This is a genomic window from Candidatus Pelagibacter bacterium nBUS_29 (genome assembly GCF_051200905.1).
Lineage (GTDB): Bacteria > Pseudomonadota > Alphaproteobacteria > Pelagibacterales > Pelagibacteraceae > Pelagibacter.
The window spans coordinates 828,811-847,271 of record NZ_CP172843.1 but is presented as its reverse complement, the minus strand read 5'-3'; the positions used below and the strand labels follow the sequence as shown (position 1 = coordinate 847,271).

Sequence of the window (18,461 nt, the reverse complement as noted above, 5' to 3'; positions counted from 1 at the left end):
GATGACAAAAAAAGAAAAAATTATTGAAGAGATCAGAAAGATTTATGATCCAGAACTGCCTGTAAATATTTATGAACTTGGTTTAATTTATGATGTTCAAGTCGAAAATGATAATTTTGCAAAAATTAAAATGACATTAACTACACCCAATTGTCCAGTAGCAGAAAGTTTACCCAAGGAAGTCAAAGATGGTGCTATGCAAGTTGAGGGAATAGATGATGTTGATCTTGAATTAGTTTGGGACCCACCGTGGAATAAAGATATGATGTCAGAGGCAGCAAAATTGGAGCTAAATCTATAATGAACCCTATAATAAAACTAAGTGATAATGCAGCATTGAGAATTAAAGAAATTATGTCTAATGCTGAAAAAGACTCACTAGGTGTAAGAGTGTCAGTTAAAACAGGTGGTTGTGCTGGAATGTCTTATGTTATGGAATACACCAAGAAAGCTAATCCAAACGATGAAGTTATTGAAGAAAAAGGTGTTAAGGTATTTGTGGATTCTGCAGCAGTTATGTATCTCCTAGGAACTGAAATGGATTATAAAAAAGAGGAATTATCCTCATCATTTGTCTTTAATAACCCAAATGAAACTGAGCGTTGTGGGTGTGGTGAGTCATTTAAGATAGAGTAGGACGTATTGTCCTACTATTTGCATATCAGTATTGCATATCTTGCATATCTAGTGTAAGAATCACGTATGAACACATTTGAGTTTAAAAATCTTGTTAAAAGCCTTAAAAATTCTTTAAAGCAAAGAACTTTTTTTAAAGATCTTCGTAAAGAAGTAGAGACTGGTGCAAACGGCACGCAGGACTACGTTGTGAAAAAAGGTGTTAACAAAGATACAATCGCAACAACTAGACAGTAATTAATTACTAGCTACTATAATACATCTCAAATTCAACAGGATGAGGTGCATGTTCAAATTTGTGAATTTCTTCAAACTTAAGTGCAATGTAAGCATCAATTTGATCATCTGTAAATACACCACCTTGCGTTAAAAATTCTCTATCTTTATCTAAACTCTCCATAGCTTCTCTTAATGAGCCACAAACAGTTGGGATAGCACTAACTTCTTCTGGAGGTAATTCATATAAATCTTTATCAAATGATTCACCTGGATGAATTTTATTTTTAATTCCATCTAGGCCAGCCATTAGCATTGCTGCAAAAGTTAAATAAGGATTTCCAGAAGCATCCGGGAATCTTATTTCACATCTAGCACCGTTTTTACTTAATGTAATTGGTATACGACAAGAAGCAGATCTATTTCTTGCTGAATACGCAAGTAGTACAGGTGCTTCGAAACCAGGAATTAATCTTTTGTAACTATTTGTTGTTGAGTTAGCAAAAGCATTAATCGCCTTAGCATGTTTTAAAATTCCACCAATATAATGTAGAGCTGTTTCTGATAAACCAGCATATGCATCACCAGAAAATACAGGTGTATTTCCTTTCCAAATAGATTGATGAATATGCATTCCTGAACCATTATCTCCAGCAACAGGTTTTGGCATAAACGTAGCAGTTTTTCCAAATGAGTGGGTTACCATTTGTACAACATATTTATATAATTGAACATTATCTGCTTGATCAACCAATGTTCCAAAATACATTCCCAATTCATGTTGACTTGGAGCAACTTCATGGTGATGTTTTTCAACTTTAATTCCAACTTCTTTTAAATTTTTTAAATATTCTCCTCGCATATCTTGCTCACTATCAACAGGAGGTACGGGAAAATAACCACCTTTTACAGGAGGTCTATGACCCATATTTCCATTTTCATAAACTTTTCCAGAGTTGTATGGACCTTCTTTGCTATCTAAAACAAATCCGGTATTATTTGGGTCATTGCTAATTCTTACATCGTCAAACACAAAAAATTCTGGTTCTGGACCAAAAAAAGCTTTATCACCAACACCTGAAGATTTTAAATATTCCTCTGCTTTTTTAGCAGTTCCTCTAGGGTCTCTTTCGTAAGGGGATTTTTTAACAGCATCTAAAATATCACAGAACAGAATCAATGTATTATGAGAGGTAAATGGATCCATTTCCATTCTTGAAGTGTCAGGTTTTAAAATCATATCTGATTCATTAATAGCTTTCCAGCCTGCTATTGAAGAGCCATCAAAAAAAACTCCATCATCTAGCATTTCATCGTCAACAATAGTTACATCCATTGTTAGATGTTGAAGTTTACCTCTTGGGTCTGTAAATCTTAAGTCTACAAATTCAACTTCTTTTTCTTTTATAAATTTTAAAACATTTGCTGCACTCATTGTATCTCCTGTATAATTTTATAACTGCTAAATAACAAAATAATCTTGAAAAATATTGCTTATTTAATAAATAACACCTATGCAATTTTCACATAAGTGGTGTATTTATGCAATATTATTAAATAATTATTTACAGTGAACCCTTTATTAAAAAAAGAACCAGTCAAAAGAGCTGGAAAAACTATTAAAGATTTTGATCCAAATCTCAAAATTATTTGTTTAGAGCAAACAGCAAGAACAGCAAAGGATGCGGCTACAGCTTTAGGTTGCAATGTTGGGGCAATTGTTAAAAGTTTACTATTTAATTCAGGTAATGACTTTGTACTTTGTTTGGTATCAGGCGATAAAAGATGTTCTTTAAATAAACTTAAAAAAATTTTAGATGAAAAAGATGTGTCCATGGCCCATCCAAATGATGTTAAAAAAATTACTGGTTACACAATTGGAGGAGTTTCACCTGTTGGGCACCTAAATAAAGTAAAAATTTTTATTGATAGTAATTTAAATAGATTTAAAACGGTTTTCGCTGCAGCTGGGCACCCAAATTGTGTCTTTAGAATAGATTTTAGTCAATTAAAAATTTTAACTACCGGTGAAATAAAAGAGATAACAGAATGAGACAACCAAAATTAATAGATTACATCTTATTAACAACATTAGCTTTAATTTGGGCGTCAGCTTTTTTTAATATTAAGATTGCAACATATTCATTTGGACCCGTGACAATTGCTTTTTTAAGAGTTTTTTTTGGAGCAATTCCAGTTTTACTTCTTTGTTATTACAAAAATATAAAAATAGAAGCATTTTCAAAGGACTGGCATTGGTTTGCTATGATTGGATTTATCAACTTAGTAGCGCCATTTTTTTTAATAGCATATGGGGTAAAGTCTGTTCAAAGTAATTTAGCAGCGATATTAATGTCTACTACACCATTAAGCTCTACTGTTCTTGGACATTTTTTTACTAAGAATGAAAAGTTCAATTTGGTAAAAACATTTGGAATTTTAATTGGATTTTCAGGAATCGTATTTTTATTTTCTGATAATATCTTAATTGATAAAAATAATTTCAACTCAGCATTACTAATATTGCTCGGTTCAACTTGTTATGTTGTTGGTGGCGTTTTAACTTTAAAGATAAGTAAGAAAAAAAATGAAAATGTAACAGGGTCAATTTTAATTTGGGCAATTATAATTTTATTACCATTAATGAGTTTTATAGAGCAACCTTGGCAATCAATTCCACGAACTGACTCATTAATATCAGTTATATATCTTGGTATAGTGCCAACAGGCGTTGCTTGGTTATTAAGATTCAGAATTTTAAAAAACAATGGTTTAATTTTTCAATCACAAGTATCGTATCTAATACCAATATTTGGCACTATACTAGGATATATATTCTTGAAAGAATTAATAACGATTAAGGTTTTAATATCTCTAATAGCTGTCTGTATTGGTATCTATTTTGTTAAAAAAGCTGATAATAAAAAAACTATTTAACTGCAGCCATTGCGTTTATGTGTGCTGGCCTAGTTTCGCAGCACCCTCCTAATATCGTTGCACCGTTATCTTTAAATTTTTTAACAATTTCTCCAATTTTTTTAGGTGTAAGATCTTTTCTTTGTCCTAAGAATTCATTTGGATTACCATTAGATTTTGAGAAAGTTGAGGTGTAACCATTTTTGGGTTTAGTAGTTATAAACCCATTTATCTTAAAGCCAAAAGGAACATTTAAACTTTTTAGCTCCTCAAGATTAGCCTCATAGTTTTCAGGTGACACACATGAAAGCATAATACCAAGTAATTGTTCATCAATAATATTTTTAATATCTGAAATATTTTCACCACTCGGTAAATTTATACCTTCAGATATATGAATACCAATGAGATAAGGTTTATTAAATTCTTGAATTGCCTCTATTCCACACTTAAATTCTTTAATGCTACTCCATACATCAAAATAAAAAAAATCCACATAAGGATTTAATAATTTTGCCTGTTCATTAAAGTTTTTAATAATCTCTTCTTCACTTCTTTCATCTGCCTCGTAAGTTAAATTTTGAGGAGGTATTCCACCTGCTACAAGAATATTTGGAAATTCTTTTTTAACATCATGTGCGATTTGACCAGCTTTTTTATTTAAGTATTCAAATTTTTCCTCAACATTGTTATCTCTTAATCTTTTTCGTCTTGTTGTAAAAGTTGTTGTGACTATTACTTCAGCACCAGCTTTTATAAAATCCCTATGTGTATCAGATAAGAGTTGATGGTAATTTTCATCTAATATAGCGTTAGCACTCCATAATGTTCCGTTAGGTTTCATGCCTCTTGCTAGAAGTTCTTGGCCCATTCCACCATCTAGCACCCTTGTTTTTTTGAAAAAATTTAAATCCACTTTAGTCCTTACTTTTTTAGTACTTCAGCTTTATGCTAGGTGTACAATATAGTTCAACTACCTCGCTTATTGATTTTGTGGGAATTATTCTTTTTAGCAGTTTATGCCCGCAATAAGATCAAATCGGCAAAATTATTTATACTAATTATATTTGTATTTGTATATTATTTTTTTAATATAATTTTTGCGTTAAAAGAAAACGATCTACGTTCACCATTAATATTAAAAGGATAAGCAGTATGAAGTAAATAATTTGGAAAAATGATAAGTTCTTTAAGTTTTGGTACCACATTATATATACTCTTGCTTAAAAAACCTTTTTGTCCATTTATGAAATCTATAGTTCCATTTGTTTTAATCTTTTTATTCTTTACCATTTTATTGTTAGTCATATCTTTAGGTATTGTTAAGTAACCCACACCTGATAAATCTCCTTCATGGTAATGAATAGGGTTGTATTCACCTTTAAATTGTCGAACAACCCATAAATTTAAGATCTTAATTTCTTTTATATTCTTAATTTTTTCATTATTTAAAAATTTTGTAATATGGTTCTTTAATTCTTTTTCTAGATTTATTTTGACAAATTTTTCTGAAATTTTTAATTCTTTTTTAATTTGGCTTGCTAATTTAGAACTATAGTCAATTTTTTTTGATTTAGATTTTTCATTAAACTCATTATTTAGACATTTAAAAAATTTATTCGAAATTCTTGTTCTTCCAATTGTTGGCCCAAAAGGTTTAATATTTTTCATTGAATGTTTAGATATAGTAAATGTTAATTAAATCAAGATTATGGTAATAGCTTTAAACCCATCCTTATAGCCACAAATATGACCAATAAAGATGTAATTAAGGACAAGGTTTTATTCGATAAAAACTTAATATTTAAAAAATTACCAATTTGACCACCCATAAAGACTACCAAGAAAAGAGGCCAGAAATTTAAGAATTGATTTAAAACAATATCTTTTGTTAATTGTCCAGCCACTCCAAAAATAGAATTTATTAAAATAAATAAGGATGCAGTTGTAGCAATTTGTTTTGGATAACCAGCTTTTATTAAAAAAAGTATTGGACTTAAAAAGATACCGCCACCGATACCTACAATTCCTGAAATAAATCCTATGACACAACCAATAAGAATAGATATTTTTTTTGGGATTTGATTTATCTTAATTTTATTACTATCAAAAAATTTACTTCTATTTAATAATAGAATTCCAGCAATAGTTAAAATTATAAATAACAATATTTCAAATAATTCTTTTGAAATTGATAATGAAGCACCAAAAAATGCCAAAGGAACAGACCCCACTACGTAGGGTAAAAGAAGATTGAGACTAAAATTACCAGATTTTATATAATTTATTGAATTACCCGAAACCACAATGATGTTGCAACATAATGCCAATATTGGAATGATGTAAAAAGGAATTTCCCATATTAACATTAAAGCCAGATAAGTAGACCCACCTCCAAAACCAACACTAGAATATAATATTGATGTTATAAGAAAAAATATTGATAATATAATCATGCTTAAAAAATTTTATGAATGTAAATATTGCTTTATTGACTGTAACAGATACCAGAACATTTGATAATGATAAATCTGGAGCTATTCTTGTAGAAAAAATTAAAGAAGCTAACCATAAATTAATTGATAGAAAAATATGTAAAGACAACAAAGAAGATATTGTTTTAATTTTAAAAGATTGGATTAATAAAAAAGATATTGATGTGGTTATCACTACTGGAGGAACAGGGCTTACTGGAAGAGATATTACCCCAGAAGCAATAGAAGAGGTTGCAGACAAACAAATACCTGGTTTTGGAGAAGTTTTTCGAACAATAAGTCTTAAAACAGTAGGAACTTCTGCAATACAATCTAGGGCATGCGCAGTATTAGCAAATGGTAAATATGTTTTTGCTTTACCAGGTTCTTCTGGTGGTGTTATTGATGCATGGGATGGAATTTTAAAACATCAATTAGATATTAATCATAAACCTTGTAATTTTGTTGAGTTATTTCCAAGACTGAAAGAAAAATAATTATTTTTGATATTTTTCTTTCCACTCTGAATAAGGCATTCCATAAACATGTTCTCTTGCATCTGGATCAGATATAGTTTCACCTTTTTTTTCAGCTTCTTCTCTGTACCACCTAGACAAACAATTTCTACAAAAGTTAGCTAAATTCATTAAATCAATATTTTGAACATCTTTTCTTTCATCCAAATGTTTTAACAATCTTTCAAATGTTGCTGATTGAATTTCTATTTTTTTATTATCATTCATAAACTTACTATTAGTCAGTTATTTTATGAGCACAAGATGTAGTATTAGATGCAATCAAAAGTAGAATATAAAATATATTACAAATAGACTTTGATACAAAACCTTAGTTAACTATTCCCATGGCTATTAAGAAAAAAAAATAGCAAACTCAAAAACTAAGAAAAAAAAGGCTAAACAAGTCAAAGTTTCTAGAAAAAAAATCAAAACAAAAAAAAAAGTTGCTACAAAAACGTCTGCGACCAAGAAACGTTCTAAAATATCTACAAAAAAAAATAAGATCATAAACAAAAAAAATAGAGAGGTAAAAATAATGAGTACAGAAACAGTACAAGCTGGGAAGTCTCCTTTACTGGATACATCTCACTTAAAAGTAAAGTTTCCTTATAAAGAAAAATATGGAAATTTTATTGGTGGTAAGTTTGTTGAGCCTAAATCAGGTAAATATTTTGACAATGTAAGCCCAATTAATAATGAGGTTATATGTTCAGTTCCAAGATCTGATTCTAAAGATGTTGAATCAGCATTAGATGCAGCACATGCTGCATTTCCTACTTGGGGAATTACATCAATAACTGAAAGATCAAATATATTACTTAAGATAGCTGATGTTATTGAAAAAAATTTAGAACTATTAGCTACCGCAGAGTGTTTAGATAATGGTAAGCCAATTAGAGAATGTATGGCTGCTGATTTACCGTTAGTTGTAGATCACTGGAGATATTTTGCAGGAGTGATAAGAGCTGAAGAAGGTTCTGTTTCTGAAATAAGTAACAGTGAATATTCCTACCATATACCTGAACCACTTGGTGTTGTTGGACAAATTATTCCTTGGAATTTTCCTTTACTAATGGCAACATGGAAACTTGCACCTGCGTTAGCTGCAGGAAATTGTGTAGTTCTAAAACCAGCTGAACAAACACCAGCATCTATTTTACTTTTAATGGAACTTATTGGTGATTTGTTACCTCCAGGAGTAGTTAATGTTGTGAGTGGTTTTGGTTTGGAAGCAGGTAAACCATTAGCTTCATCAAAAAGAATAAGAAAAATAGCTTTTACTGGTGAAACAACAACTGGACGTTTGATTATGCAATACGCATCACAAAACTTAATTCCAATCACTTTAGAATTAGGTGGAAAATCTCCAAATATTTTCTTTGAAGACGTTATGGATCAAGATGATGATTTCTTTGATAAGTGCATGGAAGGTTTTGCAATGTTTACTCTTAACCAGGGTGAAGTTTGCACTTGTCCAAGTAGAGTGTTGGTTCAAGAGTTCTATCTATGATAAATTTATGGAAAGAGCTGTTGCTAGAACAAAAGCTGTAACTCAAGACAATCCTTTAAAAATGGAAACTATGATTGGAGCTCAAGTATCATTAGAACAGATGGAAAAAATAAAATCTTATCTTGATCTAGGTAAGAAAGAGGGGGCTAAAGTTCTTTGTGGAGGTGAAGTTGCCAACTTAAACAGTGGTTTGGAAAAAGGAAATTACATTCAGCCTACTATTTTCGAAGGTGACAACTCTATGAGAGTTTTCCAAGAAGAAATTTTTGGACCAGTTGTATCTGTCACTAAATTTAAAGATGAAGCACATGCATTAGAAATTGCTAATGATACTCTTTATGGTTTAGGAGCAGGTGTTTGGACTAGAAATGGAAATGTTGCTTATAGAATGGGAAGAGGAATCCAAGCTGGTAGAGTTTGGACAAACTGTTACCATGCTTATCCAGCTCACGCTGCCTTTGGAGGTTACAAACAATCTGGAATCGGTAGAGAGACCCATAAAATGATGCTTAATCACTATAGACAAGTTAAGAATTTACACGTGTCTTACAGTGAAAAAAAATTAGGCTTCTTTTAACAGATATATTATATTGGCCCGTAATAAATACGGGCCACATAAAAATGAAAGTTTCAGCCACACCTACAGCACTTGAGTTAATAGAAGATTTAAAAAAAACTCATGGTAATGATTTATTATTCCATCAATCAGGTGGTTGTTGTGATGGTAGTGCTCCAATGTGTTATCCTGTCAAAGAATTTCAAGTAAGTGACGATGATGTTTTAGTTGGTAAAATTGGAGATATTCCCTTTTATATTAGTGAAACTCAACATGAGGCATGGAAAAATACAGATTTAATTATTGATTGTATTAAGGGAATGGGTGGAATGTTTTCTTTAGACAATGGAACTGGAAGAAGATTTTTGACTAGATCAGAGATCTGTATTCCAGAAAACACAAATATAAATTAATTATTAAACTTTTTTGAATTTAAATCTAAATAGTAAAAGTATTAATATTATTGCCATATAAATTAGTGGTTCTGTTAAATCTTTTTTAACCAACCAAATAAAGTGAACCACCCCTAATATTGCAATAATATAAATCAATCGATGAATTTTTTTCCATTTATCTTTTAATAACATCATTGCTTTTTTTGAAGAAGTTAAAGCAAGAGGTGTCAATAAGAGCCATGCTGCAAATCCAACAAAGATAAATCTTTTTGTAAAAATATCTTTTGAAATACTTTGTAAATCTAAACGATAATCAATAACCACGTATGTTAACATGTGAATTGTAGCATAAAAAAAAACAAACAATCCAAGCATACGTCTTAATGATATCCAGACATTTAATTTTGTAATTTTTTTAAAAGGTGTCATCGCTAATGTTAAAATAATAAATATTAACGTCCACTCACCAGTATGATGAGTTATCTCTTTTACAGGTTCTGGCCCTAGTTGATTAAAAAAAATTTTATAAGTAATTATTAAAAATGGAAAAAGGCTTAAAATAAAAACACTTGGTTTTAAAAATCTTTTCATTAAAAAAATTTTTTTAAATCCATACCAGTATATAAACTAGCCACTTCTTCTTCATAACCATTGAACATTAAAGTTTTTACTCTAGGTGCAAAAATATCATTTCCTATAATTCTTTCTGTAGCTTGTGACCATCTTGGATGATTAACATTGGGATTAACATTTGAATAAAAACCATACTCTCTGGGTGATGCCCACATCCATGAAGAAGTTGGCATTTTTTCTACTAATTTAATTTTAACAATAGCTTTCGCACTTTTAAATCCATATTTCCAAGGGACAAATATTCTCAAAGGTGCCCCATTCTGATTTGGAAGTTTTTTATTATACAAACCTGTTACTACAGTTGTTAATGGGTGCAATGCTTCATCAATTCTTAATCCTTCTTTATAAGGCCAATTTAAAACTGGATATCTTTGACCTTTCATTTGATCTGGGTCATAAACACTTTCAAACTCAACATATTTAGCTTTAGAAGTTAGGGTTACTTTAGATAGTAACTTACTTAAAGAAAAACCCATCCAAGGAATTACCATCGACCATCCTTCTACACATCGAAGACGATATATTCTTTCCTCTGATACAAACATTTCTGAAATTTCTTCCATTGAAATATTGATAGGATTTTCAATTTCACCTTCAATACTAATAGTCCAAGGTTTTGTTTTAAAATTCTGGGAATTAATGTAGGGATCACTTTTAGAGGTGCCAAACTCATAATAATTATTATATGTGGTAATATCTTTGTAACTTGTATTTTTATTTTTTTCTTCCGATAAAGCATCTCCAGTAAAGGGAAGAGAGGTCATTGCAATAGAACCAGCCCCTATACTAATCGATTTAATAAAGGATCTCCTGTTATTATAAATTTTTTCTGGTGTAATTTCTGAATATTTAATTTTTTTCATGAACTATTGGATTACCTTTCAACCATTCGCTTTCATTATTTGTATAATGTTCTTTTTTCCAAATTGGGGACCTCTTCTTAATTTCTTCAATAACATATCTAGACAAAGCATACGCTTCATCACGATGCTTACATGCAATAGCAATGATAATGCTAATTTCTCCGAGATTCAAATATCCTTTTGCATGCTCAATAAATACTGCTTTATCTTTAATGTTTAACTTTTGATCAGCTTCATTGTAAATTTCTTCAAAACTTTTTATAACAAGAGCGTCATGACTGTCATAAGTTATTCCTACTACACTTTTATTATCATTTTGATTTCTTACAGTTCCAGAGAAAAAGATTGAAGCTCCAAATTGAGAAGATGAAATAAAATTTTCAGCTTCTAAAATTGAAAGTTTTTTTTCTTTTATATTTATTACTTTTGTATGAAGCATTAACCTCCTCCAATAGGGGGTATAATAGCAATTTTTTCATTACTTGTTATTTTATAATTGTCGCTGACAATATTGTTACTTTTAGAACAAAATACAGATGAATTTACAATCTTTTTAAAATTTTCATTACCTATAAAATTTTTGTCTAAATACTCTATTATTTTATTTTTAATATCTTTAATTGTTGAATTTTTTTTTATTTCGAATTCTAGAAAATTTTTATCACTAAAGTCTCGACTTGCCCCAAATAGCTCAATCTGTACCTTCATTAATATTTTAATTAAAATATTTCTTTTAAAAAATTAGGTAGCCCTTCTGGATTTTTCCACAAACCACTTTTTCCACCTTCTTTGATTAATAGCTTAACATCATGAATTTTTAAATGAGGATTAACAATTTTACTTAAATCGTAAATAGTTATTAAAGCAGCATTTACTCCCATAATTGCTTCCATTTCCACACCTGTTTTTGCATATGCAGAAACAACACAAAACACTTCAAGTGTGTTATCTTTATCGTGCATAATAATTTTAGAAGCTGTATGGTCGATTGGTAGTGGATGACATAAAGGAATTAATTCACTAGTTTTTTTAACTCCTAAAACTGCAGAAACTTCTGCTAAAGATACAGGGTCTCCTTTAGGCATTTCTTTATTTTTAATTAGATTAAATACTTCTTTACCAACAAAAATTTTGCCAGAGGCTAAAGCTCTTCTGTGCGTTTCTTTTTTGGCTGAAACATCAACCATGTTAAAAGAATTTTTTTTGAAAATTTCTTCTGCCCAATCTTTTAACTCATTATTTTTTATTACTTTTAAATTCTTCATATTAACCACCAGTAGTTGATAAATTCTTTGTTAAACCAGTTTCACCGATCTCTAAATAATGAGATTCTTTCTTAAAGTTAAGCTGTTTTAAAATCAAATCTTTTAACTCTTCTAATTGACTATCTTTTTGCATTAAATGTCTAATATTTATTCCAGTGTTACCAAACAAACATAATCTTAAATCACCTTTTGCAGTTATTCTTAACCTATTACAACTTTTACAAAAATCTTCTGAGTATGGAGCGATAACACCAAATTTACCTTTAAACTTTGGATTTAAATAGTTTTTTGATGGTCCCGCATCTTTACCAAATGTTTGGATAACCCAATTATTATTGTTTAAATAATCAATAAATTTTTTTGCTGGAACATGATATCTATTGAAATAGTCAAGGTTTTCTCCTGTTTGCATCAACTCTATATATCTAAAATCAATTTCATTATTTTTTATAAATTCAGCCCAATCATTAAAATCTTTATCAGAATCATTTACTCCTTTTAGTAAAACAGCGTTAATTTTAATATTTTTGAAATCTAAATTTTTTAGCTTTTTGACACCTTTAAGAATTTCTTCCAATCTATCATGACCAGTAATCTTTTTAAAAGTATCAGCATTTAAACTATCAATACTGATATTAATTCCATCTAAACCGCTATTTTTTATATCATTTGCAATTTTGTCTAACCTATAACCATTGGTAGTTATTACAGTTTTTTTGATCCCTGAATTTTTTTTTAAAATTTTAACTATTTCAAAAAAATCTTTTCTGACTGTTGGCTCACCACCAGTAAGTCTAATTTTTGAAACACCAAGTTGTGACAGTGCTTTTGCCAATCTACCAATTTCATCAGTATTGATGAAAGTTCTATTATCACTTTTTTCAATTTTATATCCATTAGGTAAACAGTATCCACATTTAAAATTACACACATCTGTAATTGACAATCTAATGTATGGAAATCTTCTACCAAAGCTATCTTTAAGAATATTCATAAACAATTATAATATATATGATTTTATATAATATGAATAAAATTCTTTAAGAAAAAAAAATTATATAATTTAAAGAGATTGTCATTGTTATAGAGATATTTAACTCCTCCTCTACAAAAATAGAGGAAGAGTTTTTTTGTAATTATTTACCTGGTTCTTTGTAGCCACCAACCATTTTGTTTGCAATTTTTGCAATACCATTCAAGTCAATAGATTCTAATACGGTAAAGTCAGTTACAGCCCCACTTGAAACCGCAACCATTCCTGATGCAGCTGCTTGATCAAAAGTACCTTCGACTTCTACCATGAAATCATACTTGCCTCTTAAACCAGCATAGCCAGTAAGTTTTGCACCACCTGCTTCAGCTAAAGCTGTAGTAGCAGCTTTTCGATCTGTATCTGGATTACTTACAAAACCTCCAAGACCTTTATCCGTATATCTTCCTAGTATATAAAACTTAGCCATTAAGACCTCCTTTCAATTTGACTAATTAAAATAGAAAAACAGAGTCATTGCAATAGATATATCCACAGCATTTTTTAACTGTTAAGTCGTACCATTTCTTTAAACTCAACTTTATGTATAGTTTATTTGTAATCTTTTAAAATTATCCCGATGTGAAAACTCTTTCAGATTCTGGGTCATTAGTAGAAAATGGTAGTTTTGATATTTCATCCCAAAATTCACTAGAAATTTCAGCATTTGCCCAAGCCAAATTTTTTTCTATGCTTTCAACACTAGTTACACCACATATCGTTGAGGTAATTCTATTATCTCTTAAAGAAAATTGAAGTGCAGCTGCTCCTAATTCAACATTATGTTTTTTGCAAACTTTTTCAAACTCACGAGCAGGGGCTAATTTCTCTTCCGTAGCATCCTGATAGGTTACTTTTTTAAAGTTATCAGGACCTTTTGCTAAAACTCCTCCTGCGTATGGAGCAGCATTAAAAATTGCAATATTTTTACTAGAAGCATAATCATACATTTCATTAGCCTCTCTATTTATTAGGGTATATCTGTTATGATTAATTATCACGTCAAAATCCCAATCTTTTAGCAAAGGAAACATAATATCTACTTTACCCATTGCAACACCTGCTGCTTTAGCAAGACCTTCATTTTTAATTTTAAATAACTCATCCATTGCTCCATTTTTTTTTGTAATATCAGTAATGTCTTTTGCGTATTCTGGATCATGTAAAAATAAAATATCAACTGAGTCTACATTTAAAGTTTTTAAACTTTCTTCTAATGATTCTCTAACTCTGTTTTTATCAAGAACTAAGGTGTCCATATTTCTGTCTAGTTTTGTAGATAAAAGAAAACCATTAGGCCATCCTCCATTTTCTTTAATTGCTTTTCCAATTCTTTTTTCACTTTCACCCATTGCGTAATTTCTTGACGTATCAAGCATATTAGCTGGCCCTTGAAAAAATCTTTTTAGCGTTTCTTGAGCTCTTAGTTCCGGTACTTCATAACCATAAGTATCTGGCATACTCCCCAAAGAGGATGTTCCAAAACTCAATTCTGTAACTTCTAAACCCGTATCTTTAATTTTATTTTTTTTCATCATTTAATTTAAATTAGGTTCACTCACCTAAAATACTATCATCTAATATTTTGGTGTCATATGCTGAATATGAATGCCATCCTGCAACAGTTTGATCAAAATCAACAATGCTTCCGGTCATAATTCCTGACTCTTCTGAGCATAAGAAAGCTAAGATCTTTGCAACATCCAAAGGTTTGTTTAATCTTTTAAAAGGAACTTTGGCTTCAGCTTTTTTTAGCCAATCATCATCTGCGTTGTGAAATTTTTTTTGAATTACGGTTTCTGCTGGTGTGTCTGTCCATCCCAAATTTACTCCGTTTACTCTTATTTGATGCCCGGAAACTGAATTTGCAACATTTTTAATCATTATTGCTAATGCTGCTTTAGAAGAACTGTAAGCAGTTAAGAAAGGCATACCACTGTATCCGGCCATTGATAAAATATGAGCAATAGTTCCTTTTTTTTTATCTCTAATCATTATTTTTATAACGTCTTGCATCATAAAAAGGGGAGCTTTTACATTTACATTAAAATTTTTATCATAATTTTCTTCTGTTGTGCTTAAGATCGTTCCTCTCTCGGTAAAAGCAGCTACATTAATAAAAGAATCTACTGTATTAAACTTTTTGTCAGTTTCAGAAACTATTTTTTTACAGTCGGTAAGTTTCTCTAAATCTGCTTGAACGTATAAGCATTCTGTACCTATGCTTTCTAATTCAGATTTTACTTTATTTCCTTTTTCGCTATTTCTTCCACAAATAGTTATTCCCTTAGCACCTCTGCTTGCTAGTAATTTTGCAGTCTCAGCTCCACTTCCTTGAGTACTTCCTGTTACAATTATTATTTTATTTTTAAATTGGTTAGATTGTTCAGATATATATTTATTGGACATATTAGAATTTTATATCTATTGCTTTACCACTTTCAAGCGACTCGTATGCTGCATTAGCTATTATCAAAGCGTTTCTGCCGTCTTCAAATCCAACTAATGGTTTTGTTTTATCTTCAACACATTTTACAAACTCATTAAATTGATCTCTGTAAGCTTGCTCGTATCTTTCAATAAAAAAGAAATGTATAGGTTCTTTTTCATCAGTAGATGTATTTGTATATCTTTGTATGGATGTAGGGGTTTGATTGTTTGAAATTACCATACCTTTACTACCAAAAACCTCTACTCTTTGATCATACCCATATACAGCTCTTCTAGAATTATTTATATGAATTAAAACTCCATTTTTTGACTTTAAAATAAACATAGCAGTATCCAGATCTTTTTCTTGTTGCACATTTTTATCAAATAAAGCATCTCCAAATGCAGATATTTGAACTACAGGATCATCCCCTAATATAAATCTAGTTAAATCAAAATCATGGATAGTAGTATCTCTAAAAAATCCTCCTGCAGCTTTTAAATAATCAATTCCTGGTGGCTCTGGATCTCTACTTGTAATAACAACCATTTCCAATTCACCAATTTCTTTTTTTACTTTTGCCTGTTGCGCCTTTGCATGACTGGCATCAAATCTTCTATTAAAACCAATTTGAATAGGAACGTTTGTTCCCTTAATATTTTCCATACACTCATTTACTTTATTGATATCTAAATCAATTGGCTTTTCACAAAAAATTGCTTTTCCTGCTTTCGCTGCCATTGTAATAAATTGAGTATGAGTTGGAGTAGCCGATGCTATTAGAACTGCGTCTATATCGTCAGCCTTTATAGCTTCTTCTGGTGAAGATGCTATTAAACACCCTGTTGATTTTGATATTTCTTCGGCAAACTGAGAATTAACATCATATACATATTTTAATTTTGCTTTTGGATGTAATGCTATAAATTTAGCATGCATTTTTCCAATCCGTCCTGCTCCCATTAAAGAAAAGTTAATCATAAGAATTTACAACAGAATTAAAGATTGAAATCAAGAAACAATTTTTCAAGATGAATTAAATATCAATTATAAAGATAATTTTCTTGATGCACAAAAGATCATAATTTAGAAATGCATTTAATTTTTAATAATTTTATATGTCAATTAAATTAGGAATAGCACCAATTGCATGGAGTAATGATGATATGCCTGAATTGGGAGGTGACACTTCTTTAGAACAATGTTTGTCTGAAGCTAGTCAGGCAGGATTTATTGGAATTGAGTCTGGTGGTAAATTTCCAAAAAAATCAGAAGAATTAATTCCCAAACTTAATAAATTTAACCTAAATCTTTGCTCAGGTTGGTATGGAGCTAATTTAAGAACAAATAATGTAAATGAAGAAAAAAATTTAATTCAAGATCAGTTAAAACTTTTTAAAGATTGCAATTCACCTTGTATGGTTTTTGCTGAAGTTTCCGATTCAATCCAAGGAGATCCAAATCGAAAATTATCTACAAGACCTCAAATGGATCTTGAAGAGTCTAAAAAATACTATGAAAAAATTTCAGAAATGGGAAAATATCTTGAAGATGAAGGGATGCCACTTGCTTACCATCATCATATGGGCACTGTAATAGAGACTGAAGAGGATACAGTGAGATTGCTTGAAAACACGCATGATAGTGTAAAACTTACATTAGACACTGGTCACATGTTATTTGCTAAAGGAGAATCGTTAAAAATATTAAATGATTTTAGTGAAAGATTAATTCATATGCATTGTAAAGATATTAGAAAAAATGTTTTAGAAAAATCTTTGAAAGAAGATTTAAGTTTTAGAGGGGCATTTTTAGAGGGTGCATTTACAGTTCCAGGTGATGGATGTATTGATTACAAGCCTTTGTTCGATGTATTGAAAGAAAAAAATTACTCAGGTTGGTTAGTGGTAGAAGCGGAACAAGATCCTTCAAAAGCAAATCCTTTTGAATATGCAAAGATCGGCTATAAATATTTAACAGAAACTCTTAAAAAAAGTAACTTAGAAGTTTTTCAAAACTAATTTTTTTATAATTTTACAATTTTAGATTTTTCTAACTTTTCATCAAAAAAATCAATAATATTTTGTATTGTCTCTTTACCCATTCTTGTCATGCATTCTTCAGTAAAAGCTGCTGTGTGTGGACTTAGAAAAACTTTATCGTTTTTTAATAATGGATTATTGGGTTCTGGTGGCTCAGTTTCAAAAACATCTAAACCAGCTCCAAAAATTAAACCTTCATTCAAAGCTTTATCCAGATCAACTTCATTTACAATACCACCTCTAGCCGCGTTAATAATAATACAATTATTTTTCATTGTTTTTAGTAAATCATAATTGATTATATTCTTAGTTTTATCATTTAACGGAATATGAAGAGATACAGCATCCATAGTTTTGCAGGCATCTTCCATACTATCAACCTTGATACCACCTAAATTTTCAATAACATCTTTAGAAACAAAAGGATCATAAACAAAAACTTTCATCTCAAACCCTAGACATCGTTTTATTAAAGATTGACCAATTCTACCAAAACCAGCAATTAGTATATTTTTACCCCAAAGTTCAACAGTTTTGGGCAATTTGTTTCTATCATTAAATTTTCCTTCCTTAACAGTGTCATCATACATAGTTTTTCTTTTAGAAATATTAAGGAGCATAAACATTACATGTTCAGCTACAGCTACTGCATTTGCCGTTGCTGTAATGGCAAGAGTTAAGTTATTTTTTTTAGAAGCTTCTAAATCAATATTATCGTAACCAACACCGTGTCTAGAAATAATCTTTAAATTATTTGCTGCTTCAATAACATCCCCAGTTAATTTTGCTGTTCTTATTGATACTCCATCACAGTCTTTAATTTTAGATTTGAGAAATTTAGGATCTACATTTTCAACAATTTCAAATTCGTAATTTGTATTATTTTTAAGCAATTCAATTCCAGCTTCATGAATAGGCTGTATAACTAAAATTTTTTTCATAAGCTCTTATACACAAATATATATTTTATAAAATT

General features: G+C 30.1%; 24 protein-coding genes, 1 pseudogene and 1 riboswitch. Of the genes and pseudogenes, 9 read left to right on the top strand and 16 right to left on the bottom strand.

Features of this window, described 5'->3' with window-relative positions:
- Nucleotide 1: 1 nt before the first annotated feature.
- The 3 genes from ACIJYA_RS04620 (at nucleotide 2) to ACIJYA_RS04610 (ending at nucleotide 873) form a co-directional block, all read left to right on the top strand.
- Nucleotides 2-301, top strand: coding sequence for an SUF system Fe-S cluster assembly protein (locus tag ACIJYA_RS04620; RefSeq protein WP_435087576.1), 300 nt, complete (start codon nucleotides 2-4; stop codon nucleotides 299-301).
- Nucleotides 301-636, top strand: coding sequence for a HesB/IscA family protein (locus tag ACIJYA_RS04615; RefSeq protein WP_435087574.1), 336 nt, complete (start codon nucleotides 301-303; stop codon nucleotides 634-636). The genes ACIJYA_RS04620 and ACIJYA_RS04615 overlap by 1 nt, the downstream gene beginning before the upstream one ends.
- 66 nt (nucleotides 637-702) lie before the next feature.
- Nucleotides 703-873 (top strand): hypothetical protein, encoded by a 171-nt coding sequence (locus ACIJYA_RS04610; RefSeq protein WP_435087572.1) that lies wholly within the window; start codon nucleotides 703-705, stop codon nucleotides 871-873.
- 7 nt (nucleotides 874-880) lie between these two features.
- On the opposite strand, the gene glnA is transcribed toward ACIJYA_RS04610, so the two are convergent.
- Entirely contained in the window at nucleotides 881-2,287 is a 1,407-nt protein-coding gene (glnA, locus tag ACIJYA_RS04605) for a type I glutamate--ammonia ligase (protein ID WP_435087570.1), read from the bottom strand.
- Nucleotides 2,288-2,422: 135 nt separating this feature from the next.
- Between glnA and ACIJYA_RS04600 the strand changes: the two genes are divergently transcribed.
- On the top strand, nucleotides 2,423-2,905 hold the full coding sequence (locus tag ACIJYA_RS04600) for a YbaK/EbsC family protein (protein ID WP_435087568.1): 483 nt from the start codon (nucleotides 2,423-2,425) through the stop codon (nucleotides 2,903-2,905).
- A complete protein-coding gene (locus ACIJYA_RS04595) occupies nucleotides 2,902-3,789 on the top strand; it encodes a DMT family transporter (RefSeq protein WP_435087566.1) in 888 nt (295 codons plus the stop codon). Before ACIJYA_RS04600 ends, ACIJYA_RS04595 begins: the two co-directional genes overlap by 4 nt.
- Here the strand turns inward: ACIJYA_RS04595 and ACIJYA_RS04590 are convergent.
- The 3 genes from ACIJYA_RS04590 to ACIJYA_RS04580 form a co-directional block, all read right to left on the bottom strand.
- Nucleotides 3,782-4,684, bottom strand: a complete 903-nt coding sequence (locus tag ACIJYA_RS04590; RefSeq protein WP_435087565.1) for a homocysteine S-methyltransferase family protein — start codon at nucleotides 4,682-4,684, stop codon at nucleotides 3,782-3,784. The two genes, ACIJYA_RS04595 and ACIJYA_RS04590, sit on opposite strands and share 8 nt — an antisense overlap.
- 8 nt (nucleotides 4,685-4,692) lie before the next feature.
- A riboswitch (SAM riboswitch) is annotated at nucleotides 4,693-4,756 on the bottom strand.
- 92 nt (nucleotides 4,757-4,848) lie between these two features.
- Entirely contained in the window at nucleotides 4,849-5,439 is a 591-nt protein-coding gene (locus ACIJYA_RS04585) for a putative 2OG-Fe(II) oxygenase (protein ID WP_435087563.1), read from the bottom strand.
- Between the two features lie 38 nt (nucleotides 5,440-5,477).
- Nucleotides 5,478-6,224, bottom strand: a complete 747-nt coding sequence (locus ACIJYA_RS04580; RefSeq protein WP_435087562.1) for a sulfite exporter TauE/SafE family protein — start codon at nucleotides 6,222-6,224, stop codon at nucleotides 5,478-5,480.
- A gap of 14 nt (nucleotides 6,225-6,238) precedes the next feature.
- On the opposite strand from ACIJYA_RS04580, the gene moaB reads away from it, so the two are divergent.
- Nucleotides 6,239-6,739, top strand: coding sequence for a molybdenum cofactor biosynthesis protein B (gene moaB / locus ACIJYA_RS04575; RefSeq protein ID WP_435087560.1), 501 nt, complete (start codon nucleotides 6,239-6,241; stop codon nucleotides 6,737-6,739).
- Here the strand turns inward: moaB and ACIJYA_RS04570 are convergent, their stop codons facing one another.
- Nucleotides 6,740-6,985, bottom strand: a complete 246-nt coding sequence (locus tag ACIJYA_RS04570; RefSeq protein ID WP_435087558.1) for a DUF1244 domain-containing protein — start codon at nucleotides 6,983-6,985, stop codon at nucleotides 6,740-6,742. It abuts the gene before it with no gap.
- A gap of 310 nt (nucleotides 6,986-7,295) precedes the next feature.
- Between ACIJYA_RS04570 and ACIJYA_RS04565 the strand changes: the two are divergent.
- Nucleotides 7,296-8,847 (top strand): annotated as a pseudogene (locus ACIJYA_RS04565) (aldehyde dehydrogenase family protein).
- A gap of 44 nt (nucleotides 8,848-8,891) precedes the next feature.
- Entirely contained in the window at nucleotides 8,892-9,239 is a 348-nt protein-coding gene (locus tag ACIJYA_RS04560) for a DUF779 domain-containing protein (RefSeq protein WP_435087556.1), read from the top strand.
- Between the two features lie 3 nt (nucleotides 9,240-9,242).
- Here ACIJYA_RS04560 and ACIJYA_RS04555 read toward each other — a convergent pair whose 3' ends face one another.
- The 10 genes from ACIJYA_RS04555 to iolG all read right to left on the bottom strand — a co-directional run bounded on the left by ACIJYA_RS04555 (nucleotide 9,243) and on the right by iolG (nucleotide 16,424).
- Entirely contained in the window at nucleotides 9,243-9,812 is a 570-nt protein-coding gene (locus ACIJYA_RS04555) for a sulfite oxidase heme-binding subunit YedZ (protein ID WP_435087555.1), read from the bottom strand.
- A complete protein-coding gene (msrP, locus tag ACIJYA_RS04550; protein WP_435087553.1) occupies nucleotides 9,812-10,717 on the bottom strand; it encodes a protein-methionine-sulfoxide reductase catalytic subunit MsrP in 906 nt (301 codons plus the stop codon). The genes ACIJYA_RS04555 and msrP overlap by 1 nt, the downstream gene beginning before the upstream one ends.
- Nucleotides 10,704-11,156, bottom strand: coding sequence for a molybdopterin synthase catalytic subunit (locus ACIJYA_RS04545; RefSeq protein WP_435087552.1), 453 nt, complete (start codon nucleotides 11,154-11,156; stop codon nucleotides 10,704-10,706). The genes msrP and ACIJYA_RS04545 overlap by 14 nt, the downstream gene beginning before the upstream one ends.
- A complete protein-coding gene (locus ACIJYA_RS04540; RefSeq protein ID WP_435087550.1) occupies nucleotides 11,156-11,425 on the bottom strand; it encodes a MoaD/ThiS family protein in 270 nt (89 codons plus the stop codon). The genes ACIJYA_RS04545 and ACIJYA_RS04540 overlap by 1 nt, the downstream gene beginning before the upstream one ends.
- A gap of 11 nt (nucleotides 11,426-11,436) precedes the next feature.
- Complete coding sequence (gene moaC / locus ACIJYA_RS04535) at nucleotides 11,437-11,982, bottom strand: cyclic pyranopterin monophosphate synthase MoaC (RefSeq protein WP_435087549.1); 546 nt, start codon at nucleotides 11,980-11,982, stop codon at nucleotides 11,437-11,439.
- 1 nt (nucleotide 11,983) lies between these two features.
- Nucleotides 11,984-12,976 carry a GTP 3',8-cyclase MoaA gene (gene moaA, locus ACIJYA_RS04530; RefSeq protein ID WP_435087547.1) on the bottom strand — a complete coding sequence of 331 codons (993 nt, stop codon included), beginning with the start codon at nucleotides 12,974-12,976 and terminating at the stop codon, nucleotides 11,984-11,986.
- 142 nt (nucleotides 12,977-13,118) lie between these two features.
- Nucleotides 13,119-13,442, bottom strand: a complete 324-nt coding sequence (locus tag ACIJYA_RS04525; RefSeq protein WP_271490833.1) for a GYD domain-containing protein — start codon at nucleotides 13,440-13,442, stop codon at nucleotides 13,119-13,121.
- A gap of 142 nt (nucleotides 13,443-13,584) precedes the next feature.
- Nucleotides 13,585-14,547 (bottom strand): aldo/keto reductase, encoded by a 963-nt coding sequence (locus ACIJYA_RS04520; RefSeq protein WP_435087544.1) that lies wholly within the window; start codon nucleotides 14,545-14,547, stop codon nucleotides 13,585-13,587.
- Between the two features lie 19 nt (nucleotides 14,548-14,566).
- Entirely contained in the window at nucleotides 14,567-15,421 is an 855-nt protein-coding gene (locus tag ACIJYA_RS04515; RefSeq protein ID WP_435087542.1) for an SDR family oxidoreductase, read from the bottom strand.
- A 1-nt stretch (nucleotide 15,422) separates the two neighbouring features.
- Nucleotides 15,423-16,424 carry an inositol 2-dehydrogenase gene (gene iolG, locus ACIJYA_RS04510; RefSeq protein WP_435087540.1) on the bottom strand — a complete coding sequence of 334 codons (1,002 nt, stop codon included), beginning with the start codon at nucleotides 16,422-16,424 and terminating at the stop codon, nucleotides 15,423-15,425.
- A gap of 137 nt (nucleotides 16,425-16,561) precedes the next feature.
- On the opposite strand from iolG, the gene iolE reads away from it, so the two are divergent.
- Nucleotides 16,562-17,464, top strand: a complete 903-nt coding sequence (iolE, locus tag ACIJYA_RS04505) for a myo-inosose-2 dehydratase (protein ID WP_435087538.1) — start codon at nucleotides 16,562-16,564, stop codon at nucleotides 17,462-17,464.
- Between the two features lie 5 nt (nucleotides 17,465-17,469).
- On the opposite strand, the gene ACIJYA_RS04500 is transcribed toward iolE, so the two are convergent.
- A complete protein-coding gene (locus ACIJYA_RS04500) occupies nucleotides 17,470-18,426 on the bottom strand; it encodes a hydroxyacid dehydrogenase (RefSeq protein ID WP_435087536.1) in 957 nt (318 codons plus the stop codon).
- Nucleotides 18,427-18,461: the final 35 nt, after the last annotated feature.